This is a genomic window from Lysinibacillus sp. YS11, assembly GCF_002896375.1.
In the GTDB taxonomy this organism is placed as follows: domain Bacteria; phylum Bacillota; class Bacilli; order Bacillales_A; family Planococcaceae; genus Lysinibacillus; species Lysinibacillus capsici.
In genome coordinates, this window is the sequence record NZ_CP026007.1 from 3,734,964 (window position 1) to 3,757,103 (window position 22,140).

20 protein-coding genes and 1 pseudogene are annotated in these 22,140 nt (G+C 38.3%); 6 read left to right on the forward strand and 15 right to left on the reverse strand.

Annotated features, from left to right (window positions below):
• Positions 1-11 precede the first annotated feature (11 nt).
• Genes dltA through dltD form a run of 4 tightly spaced genes read left to right on the forward strand, consistent with a single transcriptional unit; the run spans position 12 to position 4,095 of the window.
• Complete coding sequence (dltA, locus tag LBYS11_RS18755) at positions 12-1,487, forward strand: D-alanine--poly(phosphoribitol) ligase subunit DltA (RefSeq protein WP_103118779.1); 1,476 nt, start codon at positions 12-14, stop codon at positions 1,485-1,487.
• The gene (dltB, locus tag LBYS11_RS18760; RefSeq protein WP_103118780.1) at positions 1,484-2,647 is read left to right on the forward strand and encodes a D-alanyl-lipoteichoic acid biosynthesis protein DltB; all 1,164 of its coding nucleotides are present in this window, start codon (positions 1,484-1,486) and stop codon (positions 2,645-2,647) included. Before dltA ends, dltB begins: the two co-directional genes overlap by 4 nt.
• Positions 2,648-2,689: 42 nt before the next feature.
• Complete coding sequence (gene dltC / locus LBYS11_RS18765) at positions 2,690-2,923, forward strand: D-alanine--poly(phosphoribitol) ligase subunit 2 (RefSeq protein WP_016994756.1); 234 nt, start codon at positions 2,690-2,692, stop codon at positions 2,921-2,923.
• Positions 2,920-4,095 (forward strand): D-alanyl-lipoteichoic acid biosynthesis protein DltD, encoded by a 1,176-nt coding sequence (dltD, locus tag LBYS11_RS18770; RefSeq protein ID WP_103118781.1) that lies wholly within the window; start codon positions 2,920-2,922, stop codon positions 4,093-4,095. Before dltC ends, dltD begins: the two co-directional genes overlap by 4 nt.
• A gap of 355 nt (positions 4,096-4,450) precedes the next feature.
• Here the strand turns inward: dltD and LBYS11_RS18780 are convergent, their stop codons facing one another.
• The 10 genes from LBYS11_RS18780 to LBYS11_RS18820 form a co-directional block, all read right to left on the reverse strand.
• Entirely contained in the window at positions 4,451-4,981 is a 531-nt protein-coding gene (locus LBYS11_RS18780) for a DUF6241 domain-containing protein (protein ID WP_103118782.1), read from the reverse strand.
• Between the two features lie 310 nt (positions 4,982-5,291).
• A complete protein-coding gene (eno, locus tag LBYS11_RS18785; protein ID WP_048390885.1) occupies positions 5,292-6,584 on the reverse strand; it encodes a phosphopyruvate hydratase in 1,293 nt (430 codons plus the stop codon).
• A gap of 2 nt (positions 6,585-6,586) precedes the next feature.
• The gene (gene gpmI, locus LBYS11_RS18790) at positions 6,587-8,128 is read right to left on the reverse strand and encodes a 2,3-bisphosphoglycerate-independent phosphoglycerate mutase (protein ID WP_103118783.1); all 1,542 of its coding nucleotides are present in this window, start codon (positions 8,126-8,128) and stop codon (positions 6,587-6,589) included.
• Positions 8,121-8,882: a triose-phosphate isomerase gene (gene tpiA / locus LBYS11_RS18795; RefSeq protein ID WP_048390882.1), complete on the reverse strand. Its 762-nt coding sequence runs from the start codon at positions 8,880-8,882 to the stop codon at positions 8,121-8,123. The genes gpmI and tpiA overlap by 8 nt, the downstream gene beginning before the upstream one ends.
• Positions 8,883-8,901: 19 nt before the next feature.
• On the reverse strand, positions 8,902-10,086 hold the full coding sequence (pgk, locus tag LBYS11_RS18800; RefSeq protein WP_026023505.1) for a phosphoglycerate kinase: 1,185 nt from the start codon (positions 10,084-10,086) through the stop codon (positions 8,902-8,904).
• A gap of 525 nt (positions 10,087-10,611) precedes the next feature.
• Complete coding sequence (gene gap, locus LBYS11_RS18805) at positions 10,612-11,628, reverse strand: type I glyceraldehyde-3-phosphate dehydrogenase (RefSeq protein ID WP_004228061.1); 1,017 nt, start codon at positions 11,626-11,628, stop codon at positions 10,612-10,614.
• Positions 11,629-11,767: 139 nt separating this feature from the next.
• Positions 11,768-12,808: a sugar-binding transcriptional regulator gene (locus LBYS11_RS18810; RefSeq protein WP_103118784.1), complete on the reverse strand. Its 1,041-nt coding sequence runs from the start codon at positions 12,806-12,808 to the stop codon at positions 11,768-11,770.
• Between the two features lie 175 nt (positions 12,809-12,983).
• Positions 12,984-13,106: a hypothetical protein gene (locus LBYS11_RS24025; RefSeq protein ID WP_004228055.1), complete on the reverse strand. Its 123-nt coding sequence runs from the start codon at positions 13,104-13,106 to the stop codon at positions 12,984-12,986.
• A gap of 261 nt (positions 13,107-13,367) precedes the next feature.
• Complete coding sequence (locus tag LBYS11_RS18815; RefSeq protein ID WP_048390876.1) at positions 13,368-13,601, reverse strand: glutaredoxin family protein; 234 nt, start codon at positions 13,599-13,601, stop codon at positions 13,368-13,370.
• Between the two features lie 52 nt (positions 13,602-13,653).
• On the reverse strand, positions 13,654-14,571 hold the full coding sequence (locus LBYS11_RS18820) for a DMT family transporter (RefSeq protein WP_054549561.1): 918 nt from the start codon (positions 14,569-14,571) through the stop codon (positions 13,654-13,656).
• Positions 14,572-14,693: 122 nt separating this feature from the next.
• Here LBYS11_RS18820 and LBYS11_RS18825 point away from each other — a divergent pair.
• Positions 14,694-16,064: pseudogene (locus LBYS11_RS18825) on the forward strand (PLP-dependent aminotransferase family protein).
• Positions 16,065-16,118: 54 nt separating this feature from the next.
• Here LBYS11_RS18825 and LBYS11_RS18830 read toward each other — a convergent pair.
• From LBYS11_RS18830 to LBYS11_RS18840, 3 genes are all read right to left on the reverse strand, one after another.
• Entirely contained in the window at positions 16,119-18,392 is a 2,274-nt protein-coding gene (locus LBYS11_RS18830; protein WP_103118785.1) for a S9 family peptidase, read from the reverse strand.
• A gap of 147 nt (positions 18,393-18,539) precedes the next feature.
• The gene (locus tag LBYS11_RS18835; RefSeq protein ID WP_233732183.1) at positions 18,540-19,370 is read right to left on the reverse strand and encodes a TPM domain-containing protein; all 831 of its coding nucleotides are present in this window, start codon (positions 19,368-19,370) and stop codon (positions 18,540-18,542) included.
• Positions 19,288-19,869, reverse strand: a complete 582-nt coding sequence (locus LBYS11_RS18840; protein WP_048390866.1) for a LemA family protein — start codon at positions 19,867-19,869, stop codon at positions 19,288-19,290. Before LBYS11_RS18840 ends, LBYS11_RS18835 begins: the two co-directional genes overlap by 83 nt.
• A 133-nt stretch (positions 19,870-20,002) precedes the next feature.
• On the opposite strand from LBYS11_RS18840, the gene LBYS11_RS18845 reads away from it, so the two are divergent.
• Positions 20,003-20,617: a spore coat protein gene (locus LBYS11_RS18845; protein WP_004228038.1), complete on the forward strand. Its 615-nt coding sequence runs from the start codon at positions 20,003-20,005 to the stop codon at positions 20,615-20,617.
• 50 nt (positions 20,618-20,667) lie between these two features.
• Here LBYS11_RS18845 and LBYS11_RS18850 read toward each other — a convergent pair whose 3' ends face one another.
• Positions 20,668-21,390: an amino acid ABC transporter ATP-binding protein gene (locus tag LBYS11_RS18850; RefSeq protein WP_048390865.1), complete on the reverse strand. Its 723-nt coding sequence runs from the start codon at positions 21,388-21,390 to the stop codon at positions 20,668-20,670.
• A complete protein-coding gene (locus LBYS11_RS18855) occupies positions 21,387-22,097 on the reverse strand; it encodes an amino acid ABC transporter permease (protein WP_004228035.1) in 711 nt (236 codons plus the stop codon). The genes LBYS11_RS18850 and LBYS11_RS18855 overlap by 4 nt, the downstream gene beginning before the upstream one ends.
• Between the last annotated feature and the right edge of the window lie 43 nt (positions 22,098-22,140).

The following is a 22,140-nucleotide window of genomic DNA, read 5'->3' on the forward strand; positions in this document are numbered from 1 at the left end:
GAGATTAAAATATGTTAAGTATTTTGGCAGCTATTGAACGTGTGGCCCTCCAGCAGCCACAAAAAACTGCTTATCAGACTCACAATGCCTCCTTAACTTATAGTGAGCTTTGGCATTTATCGGATCGTCTTGCCGATTATTTAATGAAGCTTAAGTTGCGGAGACAACAGCCTATTGTCATTTATGGACATATGTCCCCCCTACAAATTGTTGCGTTTATCGGAGCTGTAAAGGCTGGCCATCCATATGTGCCTGTTGATTCGTCAACACCATCAGAAAGATTACAGCTCATTACAGAAGCTTCTGGAGCAGGTTTAGTATTGACAACAGAGCTATTACAGATGCAGTTGAACCTGCCAGTTATGGCAGTGCATGATATTCTGGATGCCTCCTCAAAGGACGTGATCCTATCATCCGCAACATGGGTTCGAGATGAGGATATCCATTATATTATTTACACTTCTGGTTCAACAGGTCAACCAAAAGGGGTACAAATAACAGCTAGTAATCTAACACACTTTGTTAGGTGGATGCAGGAACACTTCCCTTTACAGCAAGACGGCGTATTTTTAAATCAAGCACCTTATTCCTTTGATTTATCTGTTATGGATCTCTACCCAGCTCTTGTTGGTGGACACACGCTTTATGCGATTACACAGCAAGAAATTGCTAATCCAAAAGCATTGTTTGATTCATTAGCGATGTCAAATACTCGTGTATGGACTTCTACACCTTCCTTTGCCAAGATGTGTTTGATGAACAAAGAATGGGATCAAAAACTCATGCCTGCATTGGATACTTTTTTATTTTGCGGAGAGGTTTTACCGATAGCGGTATGTAACGAGTTAATGCTTCGTTTTCCACAGGCAACAATTTATAATTTATATGGTCCTACAGAAACAACCGTCGCTGTATCCTATGTAAAAGTAACAAAAGAGCTAGCAGCACACTTCGAACAATTACCGATTGCCCCTATAACGGAGCCAAACGTTTCTGTAGCAGAAGATGGAGAAATTATTATTTCAGGGCCAACCGTTAGCGCAGGGTATTTGGGAGCGCCTGAATTAACAGCGAAGGCTTTCCCGATCGTGGATGGCGATCGCATCTATCAAACGGGTGATATAGGCTATGAGCAGGATGGTTATTTGTTCTTTTCAGGTCGTAAGGATTTCCAAGTGAAATTACATGGCTATCGTTTAGAGATTGAAGAGATTGAAAAACAAATCAATAACCTGCCACCTGTTTCAAGCTGTGTTGTTGTACCTGTTTATAAAGAGAAGGAAATCATTTCACTTAGTGCCCATATTGTTTTACGTGAGCCATTAACAGGAGCAGCCTTCAAAACGACAAAGCAATTGAAGGCACTTTTATCGGCGTACTTACCTGCCTATATGATACCGAAAACGTTTAAATATATGGACGCTTTACCACTAAATCCAAATGGTAAGGTAGATCGTAAAGGATTGGCGGTTATGGAGACAGTATGACGCCTTATGGAAATATAGCATTTTTTGTGATCATCGGACTTTTATTACTACCTACCATCCTCCTAGGGTTACGAGGCAAATCTTCGAAACGCTATAATCTTTTTGTTTCGGTCATTGTCTTAGCATTAATCTTCGGACATTCATTGAGTGGGACCATCTCGCTCGTATTATTTACTGTCTTTCAGGTAGTACTTATTGTGGCTTATCAGCGTTACCGACTTCAGCAAAATAGCGGAACCATTTTTATAATAGCAGTGCTTTTATCCATATTACCCCTGATTCTTGTGAAGGTTTTGCCGATTCTCGGGTTACATCATTTATTTGGCTTCCTTGGTGTATCCTACATTACGTTTAAAGCGGTGCAAATGATTTTAGAAACTCGTGATGGCTTGATGAAAGAGAAAATTTCGGTAGTAGAGCTAGTCTATTTCTTATTATTCTTTCCTACCGTATCATCGGGACCTATTGATCGTTGGCGTCGTTTTACAAAGGATTTTCATACCGTACCTTCCTCGGAGGATTACCAAAAGCTGCTATTGAGTGGCATTAACTATATTTTTGTCGGCTTTTTATATAAGTTTATTTTGGCTTATTTAATTTACAACTACACGCTTATTTATTTGCCTAACCATACGTATAACTATTTGACACCCTTTCAGGGACAGCTAGCGTATATGTATATGTATAGCTTTTACTTATTCTTTGATTTCGCTGGCTACAGTGCATTTGCTGTTGGTGTGAGCCGGATAATGGGTATCCAAACACCGATTAACTTTAATCGCCCTTTCGCCAGCCGCAATATTAAAGATTTTTGGAATCGTTGGCATATGAGCCTTTCCTTCTGGTTTAGGGATTATGTCTATATGCGCTTTGTCCTTTGGATGACAAAGAAAAAATGGCTAAAAAATAAATTTGCTATTTCGTATATAGGCTTCTTTTTACTATTCTTTTTAATGGGTATTTGGCATGGTCTGGAATGGCACTTTGTGGTCTATGGACTCTATCATGCCCTATTGATTATCAGCTTTGATAAATTTGAACGCTGGAATAAAAAGCATAAGCGTTGGCCAAAAAATAAATGGACGCATGCTATTGGCGTAATCATTACGTTTCATGCTGTATGCTTCGGCTTTTATATTTTTTCTGGCACATTATTTTAAACAAAGGGCTATAAGAGCCTGTTCACTAAAGGAGAATTATTAATGGATCAACAACAAGTTTTAGAAATGCTAGTCGAGTTATGTGAAGATGAAATTATTGTAGAAAATCCAGATATTGATTTATTTGAAGAAGGTTTACTAGATTCGTTTGGGACAATTAATTTATTAGTTGAAATTGAAAACCGTTTTAATATTTCTGTCCCTATTACTGATTTCAATCGTGAAGAATGGAATACGCCTAATCGAATAGCAGGGAAATTAGCTGAAAGACAATGATCAAAAAAGGCTTTCTTTCTTTATTTATTGCATTTGCTCTTTTTACTGGCTTTGTCTTTTTTCCTAATGCTTGGATTAAAGCATGGATATCCAATGAGGATGTGGAGCAAGCCAAAACGAACATGTCTCCACTTGTATTTCAGGGAACCTATTTACAGGAGCGAATGTTGCAGGAGCCTAATTCCATGCCACTTTATGGCTCCTCGGAATTAAACCGTTTTGATCCGTTCCATCCATACAATTATACGCGAGCAACTGATGCTCCGTATTCGACATTTATGATTGGGCGTGGAGGCATGCAGTCCATTACTCACTTCTTGAATTTCGCAGCACAAGAAAAGAATTTAAAGGATAAAAAAGTGGTCTTTATCATCTCCCCTCAGTGGTTTACAGAGAAGGGCATGGGTGAATTTCACTTTTCACCGAATTATTCCATGTTACATGCTTATGATTTAGCCTTTAATCAGGAGATGGATGCCAACCTTCGTAAAAGAGCAATGGAGCGCCTACTTGAATTTGATACTGTCAAACGAGATCGCCTCTTAAAGACCATGTACCAATATCAAATGTCTAACGGCAAGGAAAAACCAATTACTGGACGTATGGCCATGGTCGCGGGGCGTTTCCACAAGGAGTTACTAGAAAAGAAGGATTTATATTATTCCATTTTCCCACGTAAAGGTCATGCATTAAAAAGTAATGACAAGCTGATTGCCAATCAAAGCTTTGAGCAACAATTGCAGCATGCAGAGGCATATGGGGAGAAGCGTGTATCCAACGACTATATGATTGAAGATCGCGCCTATCAGCGACTTGTAAATGCTAAATTTTCAAAGTTTAAAGATATACGAAAAAAAGAGAATTATACAAACTCTCCTGAATATGAGGATTTCCAACTAGTTATCGATGTTTTAAAGGATGCAGGTGCCAAACCACTATTCGTCTCCATTCCAGTTAATGGCTATTGGTATGATTATAATGGCTATCCTGAGGAACGTCGTCAAAAGTATTACGATAAAATGGAGCAAGTATTAAAGGATGCAAATGTTGCCTATGTTGATTTTTCAGATCATGAATATGATCCTTACTTTATTATGGATACGATTCATATTGCCTGGAAGGGCTGGGTCTATCTCGATCAAGAACTAGATCAGCATTGGTCACAGCCATAACAATAGTCAGGACAGTCTAATATTAGTAGACTGTCTTTTCTTATTATCGTAAGAGACCTTTTATGTAAAGCGCCATTTGCTCACTTATATATCATTTAGGTTTTTCAATAGCTTCACTAAATTGTTGAACCTGCTCTGCCTGATCATTAGAGGCTGCTCCAATTTGCTCCATGCTTCCCATAAGTGCTTGAATATTACTCGTGATCGTTTTAAGGGAGGTTTCAATTTGTTCTGTTGCTTGGCCTGCTCGTGCCGCTTCACGTTAATCTTTTTTATATGTTAAAATGCCTCAAAGTTTGAATTAACTTTGAGGCATTTTTTGAAATTCGCCTATTTATCTTTCGCAAAATGGTATTCAATATAAGTCATATTCTAAATTGTGTTGAATATAAGCTTGCTCTTCAGATGGAGTTAATAGACGAATTGCTTTCCCTGAAGCTTCTTCATCGCCACCTTGCATTTCCCATATGGAATTGTGGTCGTCAACTGCATTTGAAAAATCACCCTTCGACCATCTTTCCAATATTGAAATGTAAAGCTCTTTATATTTATAATTGCTTTCTTTGGCTATAGCTAACAATCGGTCAACCTTTTCTTGTGTTATTTGCTCGTGACCCCATTTTATTTCCGCTTCAACCTTCTGATGAGACATGCTATGAATGGTTCCGTTCATTTTGTGTTCTATTAAGTCATCTGGATATAATTCATTTTCTTTTTTTAGAACAGTTCCATCCTTAGAAGTTACTTCAACATATCCAGCGATTGTTTTTTCTTCCTCGGGAGTAGATTTATTCATATGCTCAGTGAATTTGATGTAACCAAATGCTCCACCGAAAATAATTAATATTACAATGATACTAATAACCGATTTGGTTTTTCTCTTCATGTTATTACCCCTCAGTAATTTTTTATCATTATGTAAATATGGTTGATATTAGTTAATTAGGTTAAATAATAACAGAATGTTGTAATAGGTTTCAATGAATAGATACTTAATGTCCACCGCTTTCGGTTGTTCTAATTGAATAAGCTTACTCTGTAATTAGATAAGTAACTAAAAAACCCCCAATCTACAAGTGTTTATCACACTTATAAATCAGAGGTTGAAGCAATACATAAGCCTAAATGTACAACATGGTTCAAATATAAAAGCTGTGTATTACTAAATTCAAAGTATTTTCTCTTCAATCAAATACTTATTTTAAGTTATAGAATGAATTTAAACCAAGATACTCTGCTGTTGAACCAAGTTGATCTTCGATGCGAAGAAGTTGGTTGTATTTAGCTACACGGTCTGTACGTGATGGAGCACCTGTTTTAATTTGACCAGCATTTGTTGCAACAGCGATATCAGCAATTGTCGCATCTTCTGATTCACCAGAACGGTGAGAAATAACCGCTGTGTAGCCTGCACGTTTCGCCATTTCGATCGCTTCAAATGTTTCAGTTAACGTACCGATTTGGTTTACTTTGATAAGGATGGCATTGCCTACACCTTGCTCAATACCAGCAGATAATTTTTTCGTATTTGTTACAAATAGGTCATCACCTACTAATTGTACGCGATTGCCGATACGGTCTGTTAATAGCTTGTGTCCAGCCCAGTCGTTTTCGTCTAAGCCATCTTCAATTGAAATGATTGGGTATTTATTTGTTAACTCTTCGTACCAATCTACCATTTCCTCAGAAGTTTTGACAACACCTTCACCATCTAAGTGGTATTTGCCATCTTCTTTATTGAATAGTTCAGAGGATGCTACGTCCATTGCAAGTTTCACTTCGTCACCTGGTTTGTAGCCTGCTTTTTCAATCGCTTCTAAGATCACTGTAATTGCTTCTTCGTTAGAGCCTAGGTTTGGTGCGAAACCACCTTCATCACCTACTGCTGTGTTGTAGCCTTTTGCTTTTAGAACAGCTTTTAGGCTATGGAAAATCTCCGCGCCAATACGTAATGCATGACGGAATGATTCTGCACCAACAGGCATAACCATGAATTCCTGAATGTCTACATTGTTATCTGCGTGAGCACCACCGTTTAGGATGTTCATCATTGGTACTGGTAATTGCTTAGAATTGAACCCACCAAGATATTGATAAAGAGGTACATCTAAATAATCTGCCGCAGCATGTGCAACTGCCATGGATACACCTAGAATTGCGTTGGCACCAAGCTTGCCTTTGTTTTCTGTGCCATCTAGCTCGATTAAAGCTTTGTCGATGACTACTTGATCAAGAACAGAATAGTTACCTTCTAATTCTTCCGCAATAATTGTGTTTACATTTTCAACTGCTTTTAATACACCTTTGCCTAGGTAACGAGATTTGTCACCATCGCGTAATTCTACCGCTTCGTATTCACCTGTTGATGCACCTGATGGTACGATTGCGCGGCCAAATGCGCCTGATTCTGTAAATACTTCAACCTCTACTGTTGGGTTCCCACGTGAGTCTAAAACTTCGCGCGCATAAACTTGTGTAATAAATGGCATAATTAATTCTCCTCTTTTTCAATTAATGATTGTCCTGTCATTTCAGTAGGCTGTGACACCTCTAATAATTCTAACATGGTTGGCGCTAAATCGGCTAAAATACCACCATTTCTTAACATTATATTTGGTTTTGTCACAATTACTGGAACAGGATTTGTTGTATGAGCTGTCATTGGCTCACCTGCTAAAGTTAACACTTCATCAGAGTTGCCATGGTCAGCTGTAATAATAGCTGCGCCACCTTTTGCAAGGAGTGCGTCTACTACTTTCCCTAAGCATTCATCTACTGCTTCAATGGCTTTAATTGTTGGCTCCAGCATTCCACTATGACCAACCATATCAGGGTTGGCAAAGTTAAGAATAATGCCATCAAATTTTTCAGCCGCAATTTCTGCAAGTAAGGCTTCTGTCACCTCATAGGCAGACATTTCAGGTTTTAAATCGTATGTCGCCACCTTTGGAGAAGCAATTAAAATACGTTCCTCACCAGGGAATTTTTCCTCACGTCCACCACTCATAAAGAATGTAACATGTGGATATTTTTCAGTTTCCGCAATCCGCAACTGTGTTTTCCCATTCGTCGCTAATACTTCACCAATTGTATTTTTCAAGTTGTCATTTTCATAAGCAACCTGAGCGTTGACTTCATCACTATAGTGTGTGAAGGACACAAATTTTAAATTCTTTGGATGATTTGCAGATATAGCAAAGCCATCGAATGCTCCATTTGTAAAAACTGTTGACAGCTGAATGGCACGATCAGGACGGAAGTTAAAGAAAATCACTGCATCATGATCGCCAATTGTTGCTACTGGCTCACCATGCTCTTGAATGCTAAATGGGATGACAAATTCATCAGTTACCTCACGCTCATAGGATGCTGCTACACCACTTTTAGCACTTTCTGCTGTTTGACCGACGCCATCCACCAGTACATTGTAAGTCAGTGCCACACGATCCCAACGTTTATCGCGATCCATTGCATAGTAACGTCCATGAATAGAAGCAAATTGCCCTATGCCTATTTCAGCCATTTGCTTTTCCGTTTCTTCGATATAGTCTAATGCTGTTGTTGGACCAACATCACGACCATCTAAGAAGCCATGTATATAAACTTCCTCTAATCCTTGCTGTTTAGCTAGCTTTAATAGTGCAAACATATGCTCATAGTGACTATGAACACCACCGTCTGATAATAAGCCCATAACATGTAGCTTTGACTGATGAGCTTTCACATGTGCTACTGCATCTAAAAAGGCTTGATTCGTGAAGAAATCTCCATCACGAATAGATTTATTTAAGCGTGTTAAGCTTTGATAGACGATACGTCCTGCACCGATATTTAAGTGCCCCACCTCAGAATTCCCCATCTGTCCTTCAGGTAATCCAACGGCTTCTCCCGCTGCTGTTAATGTCGCATGAGGAAATTGATGCCAATATCGATCAAAATTTGGCTTATTGGCCTGTGCTACTGCATTCCCGAATGTTTCATCTCGAAATGCAAAGCCATCTAAAATAATTAATGCTACTGGCTTTTTAGGCATTTGCTGCCGCCTCCAATAATGTTAAATAAGATTCTGGTTGTAAGCTTGCTCCACCAACTAAAGCACCATCAATATGTTCTTTGGATAAAAGCTCCTGAATGTTATCAGGCTTAACACTGCCACCATATTGAATGCGCACGGCATTCGCAGTTTCAGCATTATATAGCTCTTCTACTACTGCTCGAATCGCTCCGCATACTTGATTTGCATCGTCTGCCGTAGCCGTTTTACCAGTACCAATCGCCCAAATCGGTTCATACGCAATGACCATGTGCTCTACTTGCTGTGCTTCAAACCCAGCAAGTGCTGCTTTAATTTGGCCAGCCACTTTTTGCTCTGTTGTGCCTGCTTCACGTTCTTCTAGTGTTTCGCCACAGCAAATAATAGGTACGATAGTATGTGCAAGTGCTGCTGCTACCTTCTTATTAATCGCTTCATCTGTTTCATTGTAGTATTCGCGACGTTCAGAGTGTCCTAAAATGACATAGTCAACATCCACACTTGCTAGCTGTGCTGGACTAATTTCACCCGTAAAAGCACCTTCATTTTCATAGTGCATAGTTTGTGCACCAATTGCCAGCTCTGACTCACTAGCAACTTGCACAAGTGTAGGTAGGTAAAGAGCTGGTGCGCAAATAACAGCATCTACTTTGTCATTGGAAGGAAGTTTTTCTTGTACAGCATCTACAAACTGAATAGCCTCTTCAAATGTTTTAAACATTTTCCAGTTACCTGCAATAATTGGTTTACGCATCATTTTGCCTCCGATTAGCTTATTTATCGTTTAGTGCTACAATCCCTGGAAGCTCTTTGCCTTCCATTAATTCTAAGGAAGCACCACCACCTGTAGAAATATGATCCATCTTATCTGCTACTTCAAATTTTTCAACTGCTGCAGCTGAATCACCGCCACCGATTACTGTGTAGCCAGCTGTTGTTGCCATTGCATCAGCAACTGTTTTTGTGCCGTTTGCAAATTTGTCCATTTCAAAGACACCCATTGGTCCATTCCAAATGATTAATTTAGAGTTTTTGATAACTTCTGCATAGTTTGCAGCCGTTTTAGGTCCAATATCTAGACCCATCCAATCAGCTGGAATAGCATCTACATCAACGATTTGTGTTTCAGCATCCTGTGAAAATTCATTTGCCACAACAGCATCGACTGGCATATGTAATTGCACACCTTTTGCTTTTGCCTTCTCAATAAAGGACTTTGCTAGCTCAATTTTATCTTCCTCTAGCAATGATTTACCGATATCGTGGCCTTGTGCCTTAATAAATGTAAAGGATAAACCACCACCGATAATTAAGTGATCTACTTTTTCTAATAGGCTTTCTATAACACCAATTTTATCTTTTACTTTGGCACCACCAATAATGGCTGTAAACGGATGCTCAGGGTTAGACAATGCCTTACCTAGTACATCTAATTCCTTTTGCATTAAGAATCCAGATACAGCTGGAATATGCTTAGCAATTCCTTCTGTAGAAGCATGAGCTCGGTGGGCTGCACCAAAAGCATCATTAACATAAATATCTGCTAGCTGAGCAAATTGCTGTGCTAATGTTGGGTCATTTTTCTCTTCACCAGCATGGAAGCGTACATTTTCAAGCAGTAGAATATCTCCATCTTGCATGTTTGCAACGGCTTCTTCCACCGCTTGCCCAATGGATTCATCAAGCTTCGTAACAGGCTTGCCCATTAATTCCGCTAAGCGAATGCCAACAGCCGTTAAACGCATATCCTCTTTTACTTCACCTTTTGGACGACCTAAGTGAGAAGCTAGAATAACTTTAGCACCCTGCTCTACTAAATACTCAATTGTAGGAATAGCTGCACGAATACGCGTCTCATCTGTAATAGCACCGTCTGCCATTGGTACATTAAAATCTACACGTACAAAAACGCGTTGACCCTTAACATCAATATCTTTCATTGTTTTCTTATTTAACATGAAGAAACTCCCTTCAAAGTTTGTTTTAGTCTTACACTTTTGTGTTTTACCCATCTTGGCTCTACACCATGCTTACTAAATTGAATAGTCATTTTGGTACTTTTTCGCGTCACTATCTCGTGTAAGTATGATTCTCCAACTTTTGATAATGAACCCTAATACTTGTTTTTATAGTAGCAAAAGTTAACTGTTATGTCTTGCAATCAACATGTATCAATTACGCCTCAGTGTATTTATTTTTTCCGAACTTGTTCCTCTTCAAAATCTGTGACATTCGCTGAGGCTTTTACCTTAATTCAGTCGGTGATTTTACATCAATGAATCAAGAGAGTAATTTGTGTATTCATCTCACCACCTATAGAGGTGGGTTTTTCTGCTGAATCTAGAAAAAAAGGAGTAAGGGTTATCCCTTACTCCCAATACCCTTGTATATTATATCTATTCGATATTATAAAGGCTATACTTTTTGTACATAAAAAGCAGTAATATGTCACACTTTTTACTCAAAATGTCGAAATATGATACTTATTTATGGTTTAAGCCTTGTTCAGCAATGTATAAAGCTAGGTCCATTAAGCGAGTAGAGTAACCAATTTCGTTATCATACCAAGCTAAAACTTTCACCATTTTGTTTTCTAACACCATTGTTGAAAGGCCATCTACCGTAGAAGAATAATGGTTACCGTTATAATCAATTGATACCAATGGTAGCTCATTGTAATCTAAAATGCCTTTTAATTCATTTTCAGAAGCTTCTTTTAATGCTGCATTAATCGTTTCTTTCGATACATCTGCTTTTAGCTCTACAACTAAGTCAACACATGATACGTTAGGCGTTGGCACACGCATAGAGAAACCATCTAGCTTACCTTTTAATTGTGGTAATACTTTTGATACAGCTACTGCTGCACCTGTTGTTGTTGGAATCATAGACACCGCTCCAGCACGTGCACGACGAGGGTCAGAGTGTGGGAAGTCTAGAATTCGTTGGTCATTTGTATAAGAGTGAATTGTTGTCATCATACCACGTTCAATGCCAAATTTCTCATCAAGCACTTTAGCTACTGGTGCTAGACAGTTAGTTGTACAAGAAGCATTGGAGATCACATCATCAGTTGCTGGGTTATAATCCTCATGGTTTACACCCATAACAAATGTAGGCATCGCGCCTTTTGCTGGTGCCGATAGAATCGCTTTTTTCGCCCCTGCTTCAATATGCTTGCCTACTTCTTCCATTGAACGGAATCGACCAGTACATTCAAGCACTACATCTACGCCTAATTCGCCCCATGGTAATTGGGCAGGATCTTTTTCAGCATATACTTTTACACGTTGACCATTTACTACGAAAGAATCTTCATCTGCATTGACTTCAGCATCATAGATACCGTGTACTGAATCATATTTCAATAAGTGCGCAAGCTGACCAGCATCTGTTAAGTCGTTTACGGCTACTACTTCAAATTCATCATGCTTCATTGCCTCACGAAATACTAAACGTCCAATACGTCCAAATCCATTAATCGCTAATTTTAATGCCATTGTTAATTCCTCCAATAATGTGTGATGTCTGTCTCTATGAATAGAGACATCAAAATTTACTTTATGCTCATTCAAAAAATGCTTTAGCACTTTCTGAGATCGAGTGACATGTTTACAACTTTGCCATCATTCAAGATGCTTATTTTCTTATAGAAGATATTTTAGCAGCAATTGCTTTGGCCGCTGCTTCATCTGTTACAAATATGGTTTGCTTAGGTGCTACTTTGAAATAAGAAAGCATTGCATTGACCTTCTGTTTTCCTGCTGCAACTGCAATGACCTGCTCACTGTTTTGTACCTGCTCAAGCTGGATACCAATTGTGCGTATACGATGTACTATTTCTCCATCGGCATTGAAATAATAGCCGAAAGCCTCACTCACAGCGCCTTTTTCCTCAAGAATTCGCAAATCCTCAGGAGATGAGTTACGACGAATCGCCATTTCCTCTGCAGAGCCAATCCCATGAATGACGCAATCTGCTTGATCATAGAAGGCCATCATTTCTGTTACCATCGGCTCTGTTAGCATCGCTTGATAAGCTTGCTCACTTAAATGCTCTGGTAAAAATAAAGTACGGTATTGTGTTTCCATTTGCATGGCAAATGTTGCAACAAGTGTATTGGCCTGCATTTGCATTTCATGTCCAATCCCCCCACGTGCAGCTACAAAAGTGATATCCTTTTGTCCGTCTAAAGGATGTAAAAACTGTGCAAGTGAGGCAACAGATTTTCCACCAGTGACAGCTACAACTTGCTCATCAAAAGCAGCCGACATAAATTGCAATGCTGCTTCTTTGCCTAGCATGCTTAGGATTGTATGATCCTCATTGTAATCACCAGGAACTACGACTACACGTTGAATGCCAAAGTGGCTTTCAAGCACTTTTGCAAGCTGGGTTAAACCAGACCATTCATAAACGATAGCTCTTAATTTTTCAATGACTATATCACCATCATCTGTACATACCATACCCGACTTTTGCGCATCTAATAACCCTTGTTCACGTAAAATATCAGTTTCTTTGCGTATTTCTCTTTCTGTCATTTTCAGTGAATCAGCTAGTGTACGTCGCCCGATTGGTTGCATAAGTTGAACGGCTTGCAATATTCGATATCTTGCTTGCAGAAGCGGATACATTTCAGGAAGTAGCCTTTGCTGTGCCTCTGGAACAGTTAACATATCTATCTACTCCCCTAATTAATAGTGGTGGGTTTGTTTTTAACCCACTTAATTATTTTGTGTCCCACTTATGCTTTTATTATAATATGCATTGTTTTAAAGTGCAAGTAGTTGTATTGTTCTGGATAAAAAAAAGCCTCATAGCTCTAAAAACAGCTACAAGACTTTGTTGAACTTATTTAGTGAAAGATAAAATCGCATTCTTTTTAAAACCTTCTAAAGCTTTTGTTGCTTCAGTTTTATTTGTAAATTCAAAAATACGAACGTCCTTTTTCTCAAATACTGTAATAACCCACATTGTAAAATCTCCCTTCACATCATTCATTTTTGTAATATAACAACCACTAAAATTTGTGATACATTTGCTAAACTGTTTTATAACAACTTCTTACTTGATACCTATTCTACTCCGATTTTTAGGAAAAGAAAGTCTAATGTGAAGGTCTTCACAAACTGTTCAAATTCAAACCGCTTTCATTGAACAATTTGTGAATTGTGAGAATGAGAGCTAATAATAAAGTCATTTATACCGTTAATAATTCTTTATACTTTCAGTAGATTAACTGCCTAATCGCTCCATTAACGTGGCATAATCTAAATGACCATACTGAATGACGACACCCTCTTTTTCAACTACCGGAATCATTAGCATATATTTTTCATGTATACGATCATCCTGCTCTATATCAATTATTTCAATATCAAATAGAACATCTTCCTGAACAAGCTTTAATGTCTGTAATCCTTCTACACATAAAGGACAATTCGCCCGACTAAAAAATTGAATCTTCATAGATAGCACCTCCTCCTTTATTATAAACGATGTGGCAATGTAGAAATGGCTACTATTCTTTGATGATGTTTATTTGAGCTGTCTTAGCATCCTTCTTTGTAATGGTTGTATTTTTGCCAACAATGACGGAAATCACGACAATCATTGCCACGACGATCGTAAACCAAGAGATGGATTCATTTAAAAATAGCGTAGCAAAAAGAATCATTAAAAATGGCTGTAAATATTGGATCTGACTAACTCTTGCAATACCTCCTAAAGCCATTCCCCCATACCAAGCAACATATGCTAAAAACTGACTGACAACAGCTAAATATAACAGGCTAACCCACGCTGTAAGAGGGGCATGTAGCATTTCCAAGGAAAATTGGGAAATGACAGGGACAATAAAAAAGGGAGCCGCCATCAAAATAGCCCAAGCAATCACCTGCCAGCTCCCTAATTCCTTCGCTAACTGTCCTCCTTCTGCATAGCTAAGACCTAATATTACAACTGCTGCTAATAATGCTAGATCTGCCATATGTAATTGGCCTAAGCCTAAAAAGCTAGCATAAATAATAACGGCTATAGCCCCAATAACACTCGATAACCAAAACTTAAATGAGGGACGTTCACCTGCTCTGAATAAAGCAAAGCCCGCAGTCGCTAAAGGTAAAAGTGCTAATTCTACCGCTCCGTGAGAAACTGGTAACCTTATCATTGCCCAAGATGTAAGTAAAGGAAACCCTAATACAGCGCCAAAGGATACTATTATCAAGCTTTTAAATTGTCTAGCAGTCGGTAGTCTTTCTTTTCTTACAAGTAAAACAATGGCTACGATGAACGCCGCAATGACAGCTCTCCCCAATCCTACAATCGTCGCTCCAAAATATGGTACAGCTGTACTTGTTGCGGGTAACGTTAGACTAAAGCAAATTACGCCCACAAATCCTAACAGCAAACCTATTTTTTCTTTTCTTTTATCCTGCATGTTCTCATCCTTTCATTTTCCTCTCCATCTGTCCCTGGTATAATCCATAGTAAGTGGCGCTATCTCAAAAATAAACAGAATTTTCTACCAACTGTCCTGGTACAGATAAAGGAGGAAGGATGATGATTGCAAAATATTTAGAAGTTGTAGAGGACATTAAAGAGCAGCTTGCTAATGGTGTGCTCCTTGCAGGCAGTAAACTACCTTCCGTTCGACAACTGTCTGAGCAATTTTCCTGCAGTAAAAATACAGTGATAAGAGCGTATAATGAATTAGAAAAGGAGCATCTTATTTTTTCCAAACCCAAAAGTGGCTATTATGTTGTGAATAACATAGAGCAACCAACTACAAACCAACAAGTTATTGATTTTTTATCAGCTGGCCCAGACAAAAGCATTATGCCCTATATTGAATTTCAGCATTGCATCAATCAAGCTATTGACACATATAAAGAAGAATTATTTAGTTATAGTGATCAGCAAGGGCTTTACTCGCTGCGTGTACAATTGGCTAAGTATCTACAGGACTTACAGGTCTTTACTGAACCTGATCGATTATTTGTTGTCTCGGGCTCACAGCAAGCATTACATTTACTAGCGGCAATGCCTTTTCCGAATGGTAAAAATAATATATTAATAGAACAGCCTACCTATTTTGGTTTTATAGAATCTGTCCATCTGCAACAAGCTACAACTTTTGGGATTGATTTAACAATGGAGGGCATTGATTTAGATCGTCTTGACTATATTTTTCGCAATAATGACATTAAGTTTTTTTATACTGTGCCGAGATTCCATAATCCTCTTGGTCATAGCTATACAAATGACGAAAAAAGAAAGATTGTGGAATTAGCAGAAAAATATGATGTTTATATTGTGGAGGATGATTTTTTAGGAGATTTAGATCCTAATAAAAAAGCGGATCCGTTTTTTTCTTTTAATCCCACTGGCAGGGTTATTTATATTAAAAGCTTTTCAAAGGTATTTCTTCCGGGTTTAAGAGTAGCGACAGTCGTCCTTCCCACTATAATGACAAATCATTTTCTACGTTAGAAATTTAGTGCTGATTTCAATAGCTCTGTGCTCTCGCAGGGTGCCTTAGACATTTATTTAAAAAGCGGTATGTTTAATAGTCATATTAAAAAGATTAAAGAGCTTTATGTAAGAAAAATGAGCGTTTTACAGGAGGCTTGCGAATCATTACTTCCCACCTCTACTAACTATACGAAACCAGTATCAGGCTTTTATCTTTCCGTTGTTCTTCCTGATAATGTAAGTGCTAGGCAGGTGGTTCATTTATTAAAGGAAAAAAATATATTGATGGATGACGCTGCTAGAATGTATCTACCAGAATTTAAAAAAGATAATCTTATTCGTTTAAGTATTTCTCAGGTAGATGAACCATTAATTTATACTGGTATTGAGGAACTAGCACTGTGCATTTCATCATTTGAACGTAAAATGCGCTATCCAAATCCCATTCACCTATTGTAATAAAAAAAGGCATTGATTGTGAGCAAGCTACACATCAATGCCTTTCGTTTTAAATTATTTTAAATGACTATCGAAGAATTTTACCATGGCATTATAGAATTCAATTCTATTTTCTTCATTTGCAAAGCCATGTCCTTCATTATCTTTTAGCATGTACTCTACATCCACACCTCTAGCGCGTAAGGCTTCCACAATTTGATCGGATTCTGCTTTGTTTACACGTGGGTCATTTGCTCCTTGTGCGACAAATAATGGTGTTTTGATTTTATCTGCATGGAAAACTGGTGAAACAGCAGTTAACAATTCTTTGTCTTTCTCTGGATGACCTACGCGCTCATAAAACATGTTACGCATAGTTTCCCAGTAAGGAGGGATGGTATTTAATAATGTAAATATGTTAGATACCCCTACATAATCAACTGCAGCAGCATATAAATCAGGTGTATACGTAATACCCGCTAATGTTGCATAACCACCAAATGATGCCCCATAAATACCGATGCGATCAGGGTCTGCAATGCCTTGGTCAATTGCCCATTGGACACCATCAGTGATGTCATCTTGAATCTTCAGACCCCATTGCTTATTACCAGCCTGAAGGAATTCTTTACCATATCCAGTTGATGAACGGAAATTCACCTGTAGCACTGCATAGCCACGATTAGCTAATAATTGTACTTCTGGGTTGAAGCCCCACATATCACGTGCCCAAGGCCCACCATGAGGATTGACAATAAGAGGGAGATCTTTTGCTTCTTTATTTTTCGGTAAAGTTAAATAGCCATTAATCGTTAAGCCATCTCGGCTCTTATATGAAATTGGATGCATTTCTGCCAGTTCATTCGGATTTAACCAAGGGCTTAAAGTGGCCAACTCGGTTAATTCATCTGTCGTAGAATCGTAATAATAATATTTTCCATAGACAGTATCACTTGAAACACTCACAATAAATTTGGTCATTTCTTTATTGTAATCATTGATACCAAGCTCACTTTCATGCACATTCAGCTTGCTTTGGATTTTACGGAAAAGCTTTTCAAAGTTCTCGTCAAAGAATTGGTAATGTGGTTTATCTGTTATATACGCACCATATAGCAATTTATCGTGTTCGGCACTATATAAGACACCAGAAACATCTACTTGATCATTAGACATAATTACTTCTTCATTACCTTTTAAGTCGTATTTCACAACTTCTACTTTGTCTCTACCTTTGTTAGATGTAGCGTAAATGTATTGATTGTCTTTTGAGAAAGCTAGTGGCATTACTTCATCTCCAGCTTCCATTTCAATAAATGGCTTGAATTCATCCTTTTCAGAATCTCGATAAAGGATCGTTCCTTCCACACCATCTGAGGCTACGGCAATTCGCACATTTCCATTGCGATCGGCTAGCCAGCTCGTAATATTACCCGGATTTTTTGCAACGTGAGTTGTTTCCCCAGTCTTTACATTCAACTTGTAGACATCAAAAACTGTTGCATCTTCCTTATTCATCATGATAAGAATTTCATCTTTAACACCCTGTAGGCCACTTAATATCCCAACTGTGACATTTGGATATGGCGTTAGATCTTTTTCCTCAGAGCCATTAAATGTTGTAGAATAAATATGGAAGTTTTCATCTCCACCTTTATCCTTTACGTATAGTAAATTATTATCCTTCCAGTAAAATCCTGCAACGTCCCGATCTTTTGAATTGGAAACACGAACAGGCTCACTATCATCATTCATCTTTTTCACGAAAACATTCGCTCTGTTCTCCCAAGCAGAGGAAAAAGTAATGTAATTGCCATCTGGCGAAAGTTCATAACCAAAATTACCAGGATTTTTCATAAAGTCTTCAACTGAAATTTCCTTTACACCTTCATGATTGGAACCATTTTTTATTTGTTTTGCATTGTTTAATATTTTTACTGCATCTTGTTTTGAAATTGCTTCTGTATTTAATGATAAGCCATTAAATAAACCAATCTTATTGGCCTTCTCTAAATAGTCAGCAAGTGAAGTCTCTTTTTCTTCTTTATTTAACGCTCTAACTAAAATACGAGCCGCTTCATCACGTTTAATTGTCAAACTTAAATCTGTGAATTCTCCAGCCTTGACCCATTTATCAATAATTTGTTGACGCATTGAATCTGAACCGTGCTGGAATGTTAAAGTTGTTACAGCTAAATTCAAAAATTCCTGCGCTGACACACGTTCTTCTTGTGCTGTTACTGTGCTATTAGTTTCATTTGCAGCACGGACTTCTTGCATTGTTGCAGGAATAACTACAGAGGTTGTTAAAATAATTGCTAACGATGCAGATAAAAATCTTTTTTTCAAAATGATTCCTCCCTATATCAGTTTACGCTATATCGTTTGTCGATATATTTAAATTATAACAATTCTAGCATTATTGTCAATAATTGAGAGGTTTTTAATTAAGCCAAAATGAAAGCGAACTATATAGAATAGTTCGCCATACCTCTATTAAAATTTCCTGCTTGCTCCCCCACCAGCAGAAGATCCGCCACCAAATCCGCCAAAGCCCCCTCTACTCGAATGTCCTCCACCAAAACTTCCTGGATAACCGCCATAGCCTCCAGAGCGAGGACCTCCGCCGCCTTTCGAAAAGAATGAATAGATAATAATAACAACGATAATGATTAGGATAATTAACCAAGTGGGTATGTCATCCTCTTCTTTTGTTTGCGCTGGCAAATCACCGTTCCAATTATACTCTTGGGCAACAGCGTGAAAAACTTCAGAATAGGTTGCTTGAAATGCTTGGTCTAGATTACCAGCACTTGCTGAGGGATAAAATGCATTATCTAAAATGCGTCCTAATTTACCATCTGGTAATGCTCCTTCTAGTCCCTGACCCACGGCAATTACAACGTCGTTATTTCCTTCCCCTTGACCTAAGGTAGCTAAAATTAGGACACCGTTATTTTTATCCTTGTCACCAATGCCCCATGACCGAATCAATTTTGTCGCATACATTTTCGGCTCTTGTCCATGAAGACTATCAACTGTGACTACCATGATTTCAGCACCCGTGCCTTGATCCAACTGCTCGGAATATTGATTTATCTCTTCTTTGACATTCGCAGAAATTACATTGGCAAAGTCATGTATATACGTATTTTTCATCGGTGATGGCATTGTTGCTTCTGCTAGATTCGAGAAAAAAGAAGCACCGAACAAACGATGATTATCTGTACAATGCAGCGTTTCATTAATGTGTACCCGATTGACTAAAATCGATAGATGGTGCTTTGTCAGCTCCTGCTGTGGCTTTAAAGTATTCTTTTTGTTCAAAGCCAAACATCCCTGCCATTAAATTCCCCGGGAAACGTTTAACATGTTTATTGAATTGCTGTACCTCATTATTGTAATCCTCACGTGCTACTGCCAGACGATTTTCCGTACCTGCTAGCTCATCCATTAACTGGCGGAAGTTTGCATCTGCCTTTAAGTTTGGGTAATTTTCTACAACTACTAGTAAACGACTAAGAGCGCCAGTTAAAGCATCATTGGCAACAGCTTGCTCCTCTGGTGAGCTTGCACTTCCCATTTGTGCACGTGCTTCCGTAATATTCGCTATCACCTCTTGCTCATGATTCGCATAGCCTTTCACAGATTCCACTAGATTGGGAATCAAATCATAGCGACGTTGGAGCTGATTTTCAACTTGTGCCCATTTAGAATCAACATTTTCCTCGGCTGTCACCAGACTATTGTATTTAGGTATAAATAATAAGGCGATTACAACAAGAATGATGACAATTATTCCAATTGGTCCAAGTAACTTTTTCAATTTTAAGCCTCCTTGACTTGCTTTTCCTTCTATCTTTAGTCTACATTTTTACCTTTACATTTATACCGTATGAAATTGAATTGACACGACATACTAAATACTGCAACAAAAAATTATTGAGGAGGCGTTTTTTTTGTCACAATCGTTTTACAATGAATCATCAAACCAAACAAATTTAAATCAACAACATAGCCTAAATCATGGTGGACATGAAATGATGGACATGCATGAAACAATTGGCGAAATTATTGCAGGTATGAACCAAGCGATTATTTTGCGTCCCCATGTAAAAGATCCTGAATTACTCAACATTTTGGATCGCCAATATAATTTCACTCTTGGTATGTACAATACGATCGTAGAGTCCTTTAAAACAGGACACGATCCATCTGTTCCAACAGGACGCTACCAAATGGAAACAGGAAATGATTTCAAATATGGCCTAAATCCTGGTCAACCAAAAAAGCCGATGCAAAACGCTAATGAAATTAATGATGAAGCTATTTCTGGATTTTTACTTGGAGCTCAAAAAGGAGCAGCAAAATGTATGACAACTGCTGCGTTGGAGACAACAAACCCTGTAGTTCGTCGCGTTGTTGCGGATAGTATTCCTAACTGTATTGAAATGGGATACGAATTATCCATTTATCAAAATAAACACGGCTATTATCAGGTGCCTCAGTATTCCCAACAGGATATGCAAACGATGCTGAATGCATTCGACACAACATCTAACCCCCTTCATTAAATAAGAAAAGCACAAAAAAGCGAACGAGCATGTCGTTCGCTTTTTCAGCTTTATAATACTTTTCCTAAAAACGCTTTCGTACGGTCGCTTTGGGGATTGCCGAATAGTTCCTCTGGAGACCCTTCTTCTACAATATAGCCCCCATCCATGAAGACTACTCGATCACCTACTTCACGAGCAAAGCCCATTTCATGTGTCACAACTACCATTGTCATCCCTTCAGCTGCTAGATTTTTCATAACATCTAGCACCTCTTTTACCATTTCAGGGTCAAGTGCTGAAGTTGGCTCGTCAAATAAAATAGCTTTTGGCTTCATTGCTAAGGCACGAGCAATCGCCACACGTTGTTGCTGACCACCTGATAGCTGCTCAGGATAATTATAGGCCTTGCTGTCGAGCCCGACCTTTTTTAATAGCTCATGTCCTAAAGCTTCTGCGTCTGTACGATTCATTTTACGAATTTGCATAGGTGCCATCGTGACATTATCGATAACCGTCATATGCGGGAATAAGTTAAATTGTTGAAACACCATACCCACTTCAGCGCGAATTTCATTGATATTCGTTTTAGGATCATTAATTTTTACATTTTCAATATAAATAGCACCATCCGTTACTTCTTCTAACATATTGATGCAACGGAGAAATGTACTTTTTCCTGAACCAGACGGCCCAATAACACAGACAACTTGTTTTTCTTGAATTTCATAATCGATTCCTTTTAATACTTCAAGCTTGCCAAAGTATTTGTGTAGGTTTTCAATTTTTATCATCTAGCTTCCCGCCCTTCTACCTTAGCTTTACGAGGGACATAGCTATTGCTAAATCGTTTCTCGATAAATGCTACAATCTTCGTTACACCATATGTCAACACTAAATATAATAATGCTGCAACGATATACGGTTCCCAGAAGCGGAAGCTTGCACCAGCTACGACCTTACTAGCGTATAAAATATCTGGTGCTGCAATTACAGTTACGAGTGAAGAATCTTTTAATAATGCAATAAATTCATTGCCCAATGGCGGAATCATACGTCTAAATGCTTGAGGTAAAATGACCTTACGCATCGCTTGGTTATGCGTTAATCCAAGAGAGCGAGCAGCCTCCATTTGCCCTTTTGCAATACTTTGAATCCCTGCACGGAAAATTTCCGCATTATAAGCAGCACAGTTTAAAATAAGCGCTGTAATCCCTGATACCATATAACCTAAAGAATGACCAAAAATTGTTGGAATAACTGCTAAGTGAATTAACAAGATTTGTACAAGCATCGGTGTTCCACGGAATAAATCGATATATAGTTTAGATGGCCAATAAATCCATTTTTTACTCGATAATTTTCCAAGGCCTAAAAATAGTCCTAATAGAATACCGCCAAAATAACCACTAAGTGTCAAAATAAGTGTTACGCCAATACCTCGTATAAACATATCTCGGTAGTTCCAGACAATGTCCCAGCGTAAGTCAAAGATGTCCATCCGAAAACCCCATTCCCCTTTAAATTACAATTAATAAATGAGC